This is a genomic window from Pseudomonas sp. NFPP07 (assembly GCF_900115645.1).
Lineage (GTDB): Bacteria > Pseudomonadota > Gammaproteobacteria > Pseudomonadales > Pseudomonadaceae > Aquipseudomonas > Aquipseudomonas chlororaphis.
On sequence record NZ_FOXG01000002.1, the window covers coordinates 92,030 to 104,164 of the forward strand.

A 12,135-nucleotide genomic window follows, 5' to 3' on the forward strand; every position below is an offset into this window, starting at 1 on the left:
GGCTGCGATCGACCTCGAAGGGGGCGCGATGTTCAGCGTCGCCGAGGTCCTTCGGACCTATCGCAGCCTGCGGCAGCGGCTACAGGGTTTTGCGTTGATTCTGTAGGAGCGAGGCTTGCCCGCGATGGCGGCCTTCCCCCATCAAACCGGCGGCAACCGCCATTCGATCGGCGTCTCGCCATTCTGCTCGAGGTACTTGTTGGTCCGGCTGAAATGCCCGCAACCGATAAAGCCGCGGTACGCCGACAGGGGCGACGGATGCACCGAAGTCAGCACCAGGTGCTTGGTGGCATCGATCAGCTTCTGCTTGCCCTGGGCGTGGGAACCCCACAGCAGGAACACCAGGTGCGGCTGGTGCTCGCTCACCACTTCGATGATCCGGTCGGTGAAATGTTGCCAGCCCCTGCCCGCGTGGGAAGCGGCGTTGGCCCGCTGCACGGTCATGGTGGTGTTGAGCATCAGCACGCCCTGGTCGGCCCAGCTCTGCAGGTAGCCGTGGTTGGGCATGTCGATGTTCAGGTCGCGCTTGAGCTCTTTATAGATATTCACCAGGGACGGCGGCGCCGGCACGCCCGGCTGCACCGAGAAGCACAGGCCGTGGGCCTGGCCGGGGCCGTGATAAGGATCCTGGCCGAGGATCACCACCTTGACCTTGTCCAGCGGGGTCGAATTCAGCGCATTGAAGATCAGCGGGCCCGGCGGGTAGATCTCCTTGCCAGCGGCATGTTCCTGACGCAGGAACTCGCGCAACTCCGCCATGTAAGGCTGGTCGAATTCGGCACGCAGCGCCTGCTTCCAGCTGGGTTCGAGTTTGATACGGTCGTCATCGGTCATGGTTGCACCCGGAAAAATCAATGGGCGCACCCTAGGAAAGCCCACCACGCTTGTCAATTGATCTGACGCAGAACCGCCACTTTCGCCTATAGCGATCATACTGAACGCTCAAATTCCCGATCGAGGTCACGATGAATCTGCACTTCGAAGAACTCACCGGCACCGACGGCGCGCGCATCGCAATTGCCAGCCTGGATGCCGAACACTCCCTCAACGCCTTGTCCCTGCCCATGATCCATCTGTTGAGCGACCGCCTGGAAGCCTGGGCCAAGGACCCGCAAGTGGTCTGTGTGCTGTTGCGCGGCAACGGCGCCAAGGCCTTCTGCGCCGGCGGCGAAGTGCGCAGCCTGGTCCAGGCCTGCCTGGCCCACCCCGGCGAAGTACCGCCGCTGGCCGCGCAGTTCTTCGCCGCGGAATACCGTCTCGACTACCGCCTGCACACCTACCCGAAACCGCTGATCTGCTGGGGCCACGGCTATGTGCTCGGTGGCGGCATGGGCCTGCTGCAGGGCGCCAGTATCCGCATCGTCACGCCAAGCAGCCGCCTGGCGATGCCGGAAATCAGCATCGGCCTGTACCCGGATGTCGGCGCCAGTTGGTTTCTCTCGCGCCTGCCGGGCAAGCTCGGGCTGTTCCTCGGCCTGACCGGCGCGCACATCAACGGCCGCGACGCCATCGACCTGGACCTGGCCGACCGCTTCCTGCGGGACGACCAGCAAGAAGCGTTGATCAACGGGCTGCTACAGCTCAACTGGCAGGAACAGACGCCGATGCAGCTCAACAGTCTGCTCAAGGCCCTGCAACAAGAGGCCGTCGAACAAATGCCCGCGGCCCAGTGGCTACCACGGCGCCAGCAGATCGACGAGTGGCTGGACGTCAGCGACGTACGCTGTGCCTGGCGAGCCATCAGCCAGTTGCACAATCACTCCGATGCCCTGCTGGCGCGGGCGGCGAAAACCCTCAGCGAAGGCTGCCCGCTGACCGCCTGCCTGGTCTGGGAGCAGATCCAGCAGGCCCGGCACCTGTCCCTGGCGCAGGTGTTCCAGATGGAATACACCCTGAGCCTGAACTGCTGCCGGCATCCCGAATTCAGCGAAGGGGTGCGGGCGCGCCTGATCGACAAGGACCACAAGCCCCGCTGGCACTGGCCGGACATCAACAGCATCCCCGACGCCGTGGTCGAGGCGCATTTCCACAAGGCCTGGGAAGGCCGTCACCCCTTGGCGGATCTGTCGGACTTCTGAAAACCAGCCATGAAAAAGCGGCGCTCCAGGCGCCGCTTGTTGGTTGTGGGTAGATCAGCGGTTGTGGTGGCGGTCACGGCGGTGATCGTCGCGACCGCGATCGCTCCAGTCTCGACCGCCACGCCGGCCGTCATGGTCGCGGCGGCCGTCATGGCGCCGATAGTCGTTGTTCCAGCCCTGGCGGTGGCCATCCCAGCCACGGTTCGGGTAGGCGCGATAAACAGCCCGCGGCGCCGACTGGTAGTAACGCGGTGCCGGCTGGTAGTACCGGGGCTGGTAGTACCGCGGCGCTGGTTGGTAATAACGCGGCGCGTAATAGCCGCGGCCGGAAGAATAATAGGAACCGCCGTAGTAGACCGGCGCCGGCGTCGTATAGACCTCAGAGCGGTAGTAAGTGGAACCTCCGTCGTAGTCGTAATAGGGAACGCAGGCAGAAAGAGCCAAACCCAGGAACGCAGTGAGAAGAATTCGACGATACATGGCGGCCTCCTGGACCGCTGATGGGCCATGCCAGCGACGCTGGCCGGCGGCAGCCAAGGATGTTCTGGCTGACGAAATATCTGACCGCGAAAACCGGGTCTGGTGCGATTTTGGTTACACCTTGATACAAGTCGCCAGGCAAGGATTTTGGATCCGAAAACGGCCGGTTTTCGCGGGCTGTATGCCATTGCTGGCGAGCGATCAAATGGCGCAGCTACCCGTCGGCGCGGCCACTAGAATGCTTGCATCGGGTCACGGCCACGGAGTCGCCCATGCCGCTTAGCTCCCCGCTGTATTCGCAACGCTGGCTGATCATCACGCTCATCGCGCTGCTGGGCGGCGGTTTTATGGTCACCTCCTTGCTCAGCTATTACGCCTCGCGAACCTCGATCCGCGACAACATCGTCAACACCGAGCTGCCGCTGACCTCCGACACCGTGTATTCGGAGATCCAGAAAGACCTGGTACGACCGATCCTGATTTCTTCGATGATGTCCCGCGACACCTTCATGCGCGACTGGGTAATGGCTGGCGAACGCGATCCCGAGCAGATGACCCGCTATCTCAACGAGGTGATGACCCACTACGGCGCCTACACCGCGTTCTTCGTCTCCAACAGCAGCCTGACCTATTACCACGCCAAGGGCGTGCTGAAGAAAATCGCTCCTGATACCCCCCGCGACGCCTGGTACTTCCGGGTCCGCGACATGGCCACCCCGTATGAAATCAACGTCGATCCGGACCAGGCCAACCAGAACAACCTGACGTTTTTCATCAACTACAAGGTCTACGACTACCAGGACAATTTCATCGGCGCCGCGGGTGTCGGCCTGAAGGTCGAGGCGGTGATCAAGCTGATCGACCGCTACCAGCAGCGTTATCAGCGCAGCGTGTATTTCGTCGATACCCAGGGCCGGATCGTCCTCACCGGGGCTGAAGGCGGCCCGCAGGGCGCTCGGGCCGGCCAGTCGCTGTTCGAACTGGAAAACCTGCGCGACCTGCGGGCCAGGATGCCCAAACCCCACAGCGGCAACTACGAATACAGCGCCGCAGACCAGCGGCACTTCCTCAATGTGCGTTTCATTCCCGAGCTGAACTGGTACCTGTTCGTCGACAAGCGCGAGGACAGCGCCCTGGGCGATATCCGCCGCTCGCTGTACCTCAACCTGCTGATCTGCCTGGCGATCACCCTGATCGTGCTGACCCTGCTCAACGGCGTGGTCAGACGTTTCCAGCGCAAGATCGAAACCCAGGCCACCCTCGACAGCCTCACCGGCCTGCCCAACCGCCGCGGCTTCGACTTGCTGGCCGCCCAGGCCATGCTCGAAGCCCAGCGCGAGCCCAAGCCGCTGACCGCCCTGCTGCTCGACCTGGACCACTTCAAACGCCTCAACGACACCTACGGCCACCTCGCCGGCGACCAGGTGTTGAGCGGCTTCGCCCGGCACCTGGCAAGCTGCCTGCGCCAGTCCGATATCGTTTGCCGCTGGGGCGGCGAAGAGTTCATCGTGCTGCTCAAGGACACCGACAGCGCCACGGCGCTGAAGATCGCCGAGAAGATCCGCCTGCTGATCGAGCAACAGCGCTATACCTACGAGGGCAAGAATATGCGGCTGACCGTCAGCATCGGCGTGACCACACTGCAGGCGGACGATACCCTGCACAGCCTGCTGTCACGCGCCGACCACGCGATGTACCGTGCCAAGCAGACCGGCCGTAACCGAACCTGCGTGGAAATGCCTCACTCCCGTTATGAATGAACCGACCCTGAACAGCCCCAGCCTCTGCCCGGCCTGCGGCGCCCGCAACGACTGCAGCCTGGCCGACCCGCGTACCGCCGACCAGGCCTGCTGGTGCTACAGCGTGAGCATCGACCCGGCGGTGCTCGAAGCCCTGCCGCCGGAGCTGCGCGATCGCGCCTGCCTGTGCCCGCGCTGTGCCCGGGTCGACGCGCAACTGCAAGCGGCCGCCCGGCCGATCCCGTAAGATGCGCAGCCTTTTGCCAGCCTGCCGATAGCCATGCGCGTTGATCGCTTCCTCAGCAACCTGCCCCGCTTCAACCGCCAGCAGGTGCGCCTGCTGCTGGTGGCAAAGCGCATCCGTATCGACGGCCAGGTGGTCAGCGATCCCCATGCCGAGGTGCGCGAGTTCAGCCGGGTCGAGCTCGACGACGAAGTGCTGCAGGCCGGCAAGCCGCCGCGCTATTTCATGCTGCACAAACCCATGGGCTGCGTCAGCGCCACCCGCGATCCCGAACACCGCACCGTGCTCGACCTGTTGGACGAACCGGACAAGCACGAGCTGCACATCGCCGGTCGCCTGGACTACAACACCACCGGTTTGCTGATCCTCACCAACGATGGCAGCTGGTCGCGGCGCCTGACCCAGCCGCAGACCAAACTGCCGAAGCGCTACTACGTCGAGACCGAACAGGACATAGGCCCGGAGTACGCCGAAACCTTCGCCCGGGGCCTGTACTTCGCTTTCGAGGACCTCACCACCCTGCCCGCCGAGCTGCAGATCCTCGGCCCCCGGTGCGCGCGGCTGAGCATCGTCGAAGGCCGCTACCACCAGGTCAAACGCATGTTCGGCCATTTCGACAACAAGGTCTTGCGCCTGCACCGCGAATGCATGGGACCGCTGGCCCTCGACGAAAAACTGGTGCCCGGCGAGTACCGGCCGCTGACCGATGAAGAAATCCGCCTGGTCTGAGCGTCTACAATTTCCGTAGCCGCTGTAAGCCATCGACGATGCCATGACCATTCAGCCGAAGTTGTCGAACAATTTACCAACGGCACTTGCGAGACGGCGTTCTCCCTGCTTGAATCAGTCCGTCGGCCGAAATGTGACCGATGAGTCACGAACATACTTCTAAGAAATCCTTTGCCGTCCGAGCCGCCTGTGCTCACCCCGCATTCCGGCAAATTGCCCGCCTATAACAACACCCGTCGACCATCTGTTACGGATCGACATGGGCTAAACAATTCCAGGCGTATGCCTACCTGTCACAAATCTCGTGCACCCTCGGTTGCGCGCATACCCGCTTGCCAGGAGTCTTATGACATGAGGCCAGAAATCGCTGTGCTGGATATACAAGGTCAGTATCGGGTTTACACGGAGTTCTATCGCGCAGATGCCGCAGAAAAGACCATCATTCTGGTCAACGGCTCAATGGCCACCACTGCCTCTTTTGCGCAGACCGTGAAGAACCTGTATCCGCAATTCAATGTGGTGCTCTACGACCAGCCCTACGCCGGCCGTTCGAAAGCCCACAACAAACACGAGAAAATGCTCACCAAGGAAGTCGAGGGGCTGATCCTGCTGGAGCTGATCGACCACTTCGCCGCCGAGCACGTGATGTCGTTCTCCTGGGGTGGCGCGCCGACGCTGCTCGCCCTGGCACAACGCCCGCGGCGCATTGAAAAGGCGGTGATCAGCTCGTTCTCGCCGGTGATCAACGAGCCGATGCGCGACTACCTCGAACGCGGTGTCGATTACCTCGGCAGCCTGGACGGCGACCGTGTCGGGCACCTGGTCAACGAGACCATCGGCAAGCACCTGCCGTCGCTGTTCAAGCGTTTCAACTATCGCCATGTCAGCACCCTGGCCGAGCATGAATACGGGCAGATGCACTTCCACATCAGCCATATCCTCAACAGCGACCGCCAGTGCTACCTGAAAGCGGCGAAGAACATCGAGGTACCGCTGCTGTTCATGAACGGTGAATGGGACGAATACACCGCCGCCAATGACGCCCGGCTGTTCGGCAACCATGTCCGGCACTCGACGTTCAGCACCATCCAGGCCGCCGGGCACTTCCTCGACATGGAACACAAGGCCGCCTGCAGGGACAGCCGTAACGCGCTGATGGGGTTCCTCAAACCGACCCAGCACACCAGTCGTCCGCGCTATCACTACCTGCAGGACCACCATGCCCTGGCTATCTGAAGTGGCGTCATCGCGAGCAACTCGTCCCCTGCCCCAGAAGCGAGCTTGCCCGCGATAGACCGCAAGCCGGTCTTCGCCCCGTTGCCGCGATGACGGCGTAGAAGCGTGCCTGCGTGCATTTCCCGCCGCTTCGCAAACACAGGCCCGGCAAAGAAAAACTTCAAATCCGCGCGCACTTCTGGTACAAAGTCAGCCGCTCCGAGCGGGTGTCGTATAATGGCATTACTCCAGCTTCCCAAGCTGATAACGAGGGTTCGATTCCCTTCACCCGCTCCACTTCATTCGAGTCCAGCGTCAGGCCCTGCCGACGAGGGATGCAGAAACAAAAAAACCGGTCCTCGAGTGACCGGTTTTTTTATGGGCGCTTTATCAACCTGCGGCCACGATGAACGAGCACGGAAATGGCAATAGCCCCGAATAGCCCCGTGCTGTCCCCCAGCGCCTCGACCGGGCTTACTCATCTTCAAAGATGCTGACCAGGCCCGCTCATCTGTACTCCTGTCGACCCTCAACGAAATCAGCTTGGCCAGTACTTCGGCAGATATCACGGTTCGAGAAGGATCCTGCAACACAGCCAGCGCTCTTATCCGCCGCGTTCCAAACTCGCTCTTTCTACACTTCAGCCTACGGAGTTCCCCTGCCAACGACCGTCGGGCGGGCCAGGTATTGAACACATTTTTTTGGTAGGTATAGTAACCACCAAACATCACAAGGAGGTGATGTGGACAGTCGGTATTTGATCGGCCAAATCGTCGCAGACGGTTGGTATCTGGTCAGGGTCAGGGGCAGTCACCACCATTTCAAGCATCCCCATAAACCGGGGCTGGTGACCGTTCCCCATCCCAAAAAGGACCTGCTGAGAAAAACCGCCATCAGTATTCTGAAACAGGCGCTGCTCATGTGAAGGCGATTCACCGCGCCCTGGAGGTTCCGCACATGCTTTACCCGATTGCAATTTCAATGGGCGATGACGAACACGCCTGGGGGGTGGAAGTCCCCGATATTCCTGGCTGTTTCTCGGCCGGCGACGACCTCGACGACGCCATGGCCATGGCCCGCGAAGCCATCGAAGGGCACTTCGAGATTCTCGCCGAAGACGGTGCCCCCATCCCGCACGCCAACAAGGTCACCCTGCACGCGGCCAACCCCCGGTACGCAGGCTGCACCTGGGCGCTGATCGACATCGATGTCACCAAGTACCTGGGCAAGGCGCAGAAGCTCAACATCACCCTGCCCGGCTACTTGCTGAGCCGCATCGACGAATACGTGCTGCATCACCCGGAAGCCAAGAGCCGCTCGGGGTTTCTCGCTTCGGCTGCACTGAAGGTTTTGCAGCAAGACTGAACACGCCGCCCTGACCGAAAAACGTGAGCGGCCAATAAAGCTGTTGGTGGCCGCTCAACGCTGGACCGGCCGGGTCGAATTCGGCCTGAGCAACTCCCTGGGTTACCCGGTGCGCGATGCCGATGGCGAGGTGTTCGGCACCGTCTGCGCGCTGCATGAAAGCGCCAGGCAATACAGCGCCGAGGAACAGGCCGCGCTGGACGCGTTCCGGCAAAAGGTCGAGGCTTTGCTCGCCCGTTCGCCGCGGTGAAACTTTAGTCGTACAGGTCGCCCACAGGCACGCGCGGACGAGTACGGCTAAGCCCAGGTCGCATCCGGCGCATCGGCAACGCTCGAAACTTCTACGATGAGCCCTCGCCTTTCACCGTAGAGACCGACCATGCGCCAGATCCTGCTCACTCCCTTGCTCGCACTTTCGTTGGCCGCCGGCAACTGCCTGGCCGCCCCGTCGTTCGATCGTCTCTACGCCTTCGGCGACAGCTATTCCGATAACGGCGCCAGCGACCGCTTGACCCGGGACATGCTCGCCCACCAGTTCAAGGACGCCCAGCAACTGCCCGGCGAGCTGTATTGGCAAGGCCGCTGGAGCAACGGCCCGACCGCCGTGGAAGTGCTTGCCAAAAGCCTGCGGTTGCCCCTAACCGACCACGCCGTTGGCGGCGCGAAAAGCGGGCAGAACAATTACTACGCCTGGATGACCGCGTACCGCGACACAGGAGTGAGCGGGCAGATCGACGACTACCTGGCCAACGCCAAAGGCCAGGCCGACCCTGGCGCGCTGTACTTCATCTTCATCAGCGCCAACGACTTTTTCGAGCATGCCGACTTCGGCCACAAGGAACCGATCGACGAACTGGCCGCCAGCAGCAGCGCCCATATCCAGAATGCCGTCAGTCGCCTGGCCAAGGCCGGCGCCAGGCATTTCCTGGTGGTCGGCAGCACCGACCTGCGCCATGCCCCGGCGGTGGTGGCCAGCGGGCAGAGCGAACAGGCACAGCGCTATCAACAGATACTTGAACGGCAACTGCCGTCGCTGCTGGTGGCCGAGAGCAAAAAGCTCGATGTACAAATCACCTACTTCGACCACATCGCCTTCAGCGATCAGCTGCGCCGCCGGCCTGCCGAGCATGGCCTGGCCCAGCTCGACCGACCGTGCCAGCCGACCTATCCCGAGGTGAAACCGGCGTGCACCCATCCAGACGAATATTTCTATTGGGATGAATGGCACCCGACCCGCAAAGTCCATGCCCTGGCGGGCGAAGCCATGGCCAAGACCCTCGGCCAGGCCCGCTAAGGCATAGCCTCGCCGGCGAGCAGCAGGCCTGCCCTAGACGCAAAGCTGCAACGGGAACCGGTTCGCCCCGCTCCAGGCCAGGAAACGTTCCTGCAGCATCGGCCTGGCGAGGAAATAACCCTGGGCTTCATCGCAACCGAACGTGTAGAGCATCTGCAGGCATTTGAAACTCTCGATGCCCTCGGCCACGGTGCGATAACCCAGCTCGCGGGCCAGGCTGATGATCGAGCGGGTGATCTTCTGGTGCTGGGTGTTGCGCTCAAGGTCGGTGATCATCGACTTGTCGAGTTTCACCACGTTGGCCGGGATCTGGTGCAGGTAGGCGAAGTTGCTGTAGCCAGTGCCGAAATCATCGATGGCCACGTCCATGCCCAGGTCGCGAATGCGCGTCAATTGCGCCAGGACATTCGGGTTGGAACGCAGCCACTCGCCCTCGGTGATCTCCACTTCGAGCCGCCGTGGGTCGATGCCATGCAGCTCACAGGCGCGGCGGATCAGCTCGGCGATATCCTGGTCCTCGAAATCCTTGGGCGACAGATTGATCGACAGCTTGCAGCTCTCGGGCAGGCCCCAGGTGCGCAACTTGCTCAACACCGTGTCGATGACCCAGCGGGTCACCTGATGAATCAGGCCGTTGCGCTCCATCACCGGAATGAACTCGGCGGGCGAGATCGGCCCCAGCCACGGATGTTCCCAGCGCAACAAGGCTTCGGCACTGACCTGGGCCCCATCGGGCAGGGCGAAGCGTGGCTGGAACATCAGGTAGATCTGGCCGCTGCGCAAGGCGTCGTTGAGGTCCGAGGCCAGGTTGAACGCGCGGCGCTGGGCATGATCGCGCCCGGCATCGTAATGCGCCCAGAAACTGCGCCCGGCCATGGCCAGCTCCAGGGCGAACATGGCCTTGCGCAAGGCATCGTCCACCGACTGGGTATCGATCTCGAACTCCACGGTTCCGGCGCAGACCGTGGGAATCATGGGAAACCCCAGCCCGGGCGGCTGGCGGCGCAGGCGACTGACCAGCGCATCGAGCAGTCTATCGAGCCCCTCGGCCGGCGCCGGCAGCAGGAAGCCGAAGCGCTTGACCGACACGTGATAGACCCGCACATGCCGCCCCAGGCACTCCTGCAAACGCAGCGCGAGAAAACGGATGATGGTCTCGAAAGGCGCCAGCCCCAGGGCCAGGGTCAGTTCGTGGGCCACTTTCATGTCCAGGGCATCGATCAGCACCAGCACGCGCTGTTCGCCAATGTGGTGCTCGACCAGGTCACGCAGGTCGCTCTGGAACTGCTCGCGATTGGCCAGGCCGCTGACCGGGTCGCGACGACGCTGGCGCTGGCGCTGCTCGACCTGCTCCATGACCATCGCCGCCATGTCCCGCAACTGCTGGCGTTCGACGATGCTCAACTGCTGCTCGACCTTGTCGATGATGCACAGGCTGCCGATGGCATAACCGGATGCGGTCAACAGCGGCGCCCCGGCGTAAAAGCGGATGCCCTGCTCGCGAGTCACCAGCGGGTTGTCCTGGAAACGCGGATCGAGCGCCGCGTTGCGCACCTCCAGCACTTCGCGGCCTTGCACCGTGAAGGCGCAGAACGACTGGCTGATCGGTGTCTGCGGCTCATCGAAACCCACCCGCGACTTGAACCACTGACGATCACGGTCCACCAGGCTGATCAAGGCGGTAGGCACCTTGAAATACTCGGCCGCCATGCGGCAGATCCGGTCGAAATTCTCGCAACTGGCGGTGTCCAGCAACTCCAGGGCATGCAGGGCGGCCAGGCGCCGCTCCTCGGCAATCGCCTTATCGGGCATACACAACCTCGGGCCGGGATAACGCGATCATCACAATAAACAACCTATTCGCAGGGAGGCTGGGGGACGCGGCAGCCATGAATGCAGTAGTGGCACTAGGACATCTCGCCCTCCAGAATGACTGACGGGCAGGCGCTTGCCAAACCCATCCGTCGGACGAACGGTATCGGCTACAAAAAAGTGCGGTTCCCAAGACCTTCGGTCTAGAGCGCTTCGAGGGTTGGCGACGTTGCTCTCAGGCACCGAAACGAGCGATCGCCGCATCGACGAAGTGCCGCAGCTTGGCGGTCATCTGCCGGTCCGGCCGGTACAGCAGATGCATGGCGCGACTCGGCGCCTCATAGCCGGGTAGCAACTGCACCAATTCCCCCGCGGCCCGCGCCGGTTCGAGAAAATCCGCCGGCCCCAGGACGATGCCGAAGCCGTCCACGGCCGCCGACAGCAGGGCCTTGCTCTCGTTCACCTGCAAGCGGCTGCGCACCTGAACCTCCTGCACCTGGCCATCGCGGCGGAACTGCCATTGGTTGTCCGCCGGCCGCGACCAGTAGGCGTACCCCAGGCACTCATGCTGTTCGAGATCGGCCGGTACCCGTGGCGTGCCCCGGGCCGCGAGGTAGGCAGGTGCCGCGCAGGCGATCAGCCGATAAGGCGCCAGCGGCCTGGCGGTGAGGCTGGAATCGGCCAGTGGTCCGATACGAAACGCTGCCTCGTAGCCCTCCTCCACCAGGTCGATGTAGCGATCGGTGAGGTGCAGGTCGATTTCCACCTGCGGATGCTCGCGCAGAAACGCCGTCACGAACGGCATGAGGCTGTAGGAACCGAAGGTCACCGGCGCGCTGATGCGCAGCTTGCCCCGGGGCGTGGCGTTCATGATCTGCGCCAGGGAATCGGCGGCCTGGGCCTCGCCGAGAATGTGCCTGCAGCGCTCGAGGTAGGCACTGCCCAACTCGGTCAGGCTTTGCCGGCGCGTGGTGCGGTTGAGCAGGCGCGCGCCCAGCCGCTGCTCCAGCGCCGCCACATGCTTGGCGACCATCTGCGGCGACAGTCCCAGGCGGGTCGCCGCACGAGCGTAGGAACCGCTTTCGGCGGCCGCGACAAAGGCCTCCATGCTGGTCAGACGATCCATCATTCAATACTCCCAGTAACAAGACCAAATACCAGACGCTTATTTATCACCAT

13 protein-coding genes and 1 tRNA gene are annotated in these 12,135 nt (G+C 62.7%); 10 read left to right on the plus strand and 4 right to left on the minus strand.

Features of this window, described 5'->3' with window-relative positions; all coding sequences use genetic code 11:
• Window positions 1–141: 141 nt before the first annotated feature.
• Window positions 142–834, minus strand: a complete 693-nt coding sequence (gene ung, locus BM019_RS05385) for a uracil-DNA glycosylase (protein ID WP_009042574.1) — start codon at window positions 832–834, stop codon at window positions 142–144.
• 131 nt (window positions 835–965) lie between these two features.
• Here ung and BM019_RS05390 point away from each other — a divergent pair, with 131 nt between their 5' ends.
• Window positions 966–2,078 (plus strand): enoyl-CoA hydratase/isomerase family protein, encoded by a 1,113-nt coding sequence (locus tag BM019_RS05390; RefSeq protein WP_009042573.1) that lies wholly within the window; start codon window positions 966–968, stop codon window positions 2,076–2,078.
• 54 nt (window positions 2,079–2,132) lie between these two features.
• Here the strand turns inward: BM019_RS05390 and BM019_RS05395 are convergent, their stop codons facing one another.
• Window positions 2,133–2,558 (minus strand): hypothetical protein, encoded by a 426-nt coding sequence (locus BM019_RS05395; protein WP_009042572.1) that lies wholly within the window; start codon window positions 2,556–2,558, stop codon window positions 2,133–2,135.
• Window positions 2,559–2,830: 272 nt separating this feature from the next.
• On the opposite strand from BM019_RS05395, the gene BM019_RS05400 reads away from it, so the two are divergent.
• The 9 genes from BM019_RS05400 (at window position 2,831) to BM019_RS05440 (ending at window position 9,144) form a co-directional block, all read left to right on the plus strand.
• Window positions 2,831–4,318 (plus strand): sensor domain-containing diguanylate cyclase, encoded by a 1,488-nt coding sequence (locus tag BM019_RS05400; protein WP_092417793.1) that lies wholly within the window; start codon window positions 2,831–2,833, stop codon window positions 4,316–4,318.
• 7 nt (window positions 4,319–4,325) lie between these two features.
• Window positions 4,326–4,544 (plus strand): cysteine-rich CWC family protein, encoded by a 219-nt coding sequence (locus BM019_RS05405; protein ID WP_274517825.1) that lies wholly within the window; start codon window positions 4,326–4,328, stop codon window positions 4,542–4,544.
• A 33-nt stretch (window positions 4,545–4,577) separates the two neighbouring features.
• A complete protein-coding gene (locus BM019_RS05410) occupies window positions 4,578–5,270 on the plus strand; it encodes a pseudouridine synthase (RefSeq protein ID WP_009042570.1) in 693 nt (230 codons plus the stop codon).
• Window positions 5,271–5,621: 351 nt separating this feature from the next.
• A complete protein-coding gene (locus BM019_RS05415) occupies window positions 5,622–6,506 on the plus strand; it encodes an alpha/beta fold hydrolase (protein WP_092417794.1) in 885 nt (294 codons plus the stop codon).
• A 202-nt stretch (window positions 6,507–6,708) separates the two neighbouring features.
• Window positions 6,709–6,782 (plus strand) — tRNA-Gly (locus BM019_RS05420).
• Between the two features lie 445 nt (window positions 6,783–7,227).
• Window positions 7,228–7,410 (plus strand): type II toxin-antitoxin system HicA family toxin, encoded by a 183-nt coding sequence (locus tag BM019_RS05425; RefSeq protein WP_053259927.1) that lies wholly within the window; start codon window positions 7,228–7,230, stop codon window positions 7,408–7,410.
• Between the two features lie 32 nt (window positions 7,411–7,442).
• On the plus strand, window positions 7,443–7,850 hold the full coding sequence (locus BM019_RS05430; protein WP_092418007.1) for a type II toxin-antitoxin system HicB family antitoxin: 408 nt from the start codon (window positions 7,443–7,445) through the stop codon (window positions 7,848–7,850).
• Window positions 7,851–7,896: 46 nt separating this feature from the next.
• Complete coding sequence (locus tag BM019_RS05435) at window positions 7,897–8,100, plus strand: GAF domain-containing protein (protein WP_239691046.1); 204 nt, start codon at window positions 7,897–7,899, stop codon at window positions 8,098–8,100.
• 129 nt (window positions 8,101–8,229) lie between these two features.
• Window positions 8,230–9,144 carry an SGNH/GDSL hydrolase family protein gene (locus BM019_RS05440; protein WP_092417795.1) on the plus strand — a complete coding sequence of 305 codons (915 nt, stop codon included), beginning with the start codon at window positions 8,230–8,232 and terminating at the stop codon, window positions 9,142–9,144.
• Window positions 9,145–9,177: 33 nt separating this feature from the next.
• On the opposite strand, the gene BM019_RS05445 is transcribed toward BM019_RS05440, so the two are convergent.
• Window positions 9,178–10,956 carry a sensor domain-containing phosphodiesterase gene (locus tag BM019_RS05445; RefSeq protein ID WP_092417796.1) on the minus strand — a complete coding sequence of 593 codons (1,779 nt, stop codon included), beginning with the start codon at window positions 10,954–10,956 and terminating at the stop codon, window positions 9,178–9,180.
• 235 nt (window positions 10,957–11,191) lie between these two features.
• Window positions 11,192–12,082, minus strand: coding sequence for a LysR family transcriptional regulator (locus tag BM019_RS05450; protein ID WP_092418008.1), 891 nt, complete (start codon window positions 12,080–12,082; stop codon window positions 11,192–11,194).
• Window positions 12,083–12,135: the final 53 nt, after the last annotated feature.

Coding starts and splice junctions, on each gene's coding strand:
- BM019_RS05390 (WP_009042573.1), top strand. CDS start 966: ATGAATCTGCACTTCGAAGAACTCACCGGCACCGACGGCGCGCGCATC.
- BM019_RS05445 (WP_092417796.1), bottom strand. CDS start 10,956: ATGCCCGATAAGGCGATTGCCGAGGAGCGGCGCCTGGCCGCCCTGCAT.
- BM019_RS05440 (WP_092417795.1), top strand. CDS start 8,230: ATGCGCCAGATCCTGCTCACTCCCTTGCTCGCACTTTCGTTGGCCGCC.
- BM019_RS05415 (WP_092417794.1), top strand. CDS start 5,622: ATGAGGCCAGAAATCGCTGTGCTGGATATACAAGGTCAGTATCGGGTT.
- ung (WP_009042574.1), bottom strand. CDS start 834: ATGACCGATGACGACCGTATCAAACTCGAACCCAGCTGGAAGCAGGCG.
- BM019_RS05410 (WP_009042570.1), top strand. CDS start 4,578: ATGCGCGTTGATCGCTTCCTCAGCAACCTGCCCCGCTTCAACCGCCAG.
- BM019_RS05400 (WP_092417793.1), top strand. CDS start 2,831: ATGCCGCTTAGCTCCCCGCTGTATTCGCAACGCTGGCTGATCATCACG.
- BM019_RS05450 (WP_092418008.1), bottom strand. CDS start 12,082: ATGGATCGTCTGACCAGCATGGAGGCCTTTGTCGCGGCCGCCGAAAGC.
- BM019_RS05395 (WP_009042572.1), bottom strand. CDS start 2,558: ATGTATCGTCGAATTCTTCTCACTGCGTTCCTGGGTTTGGCTCTTTCT.
- BM019_RS05430 (WP_092418007.1), top strand. CDS start 7,443: ATGCTTTACCCGATTGCAATTTCAATGGGCGATGACGAACACGCCTGG.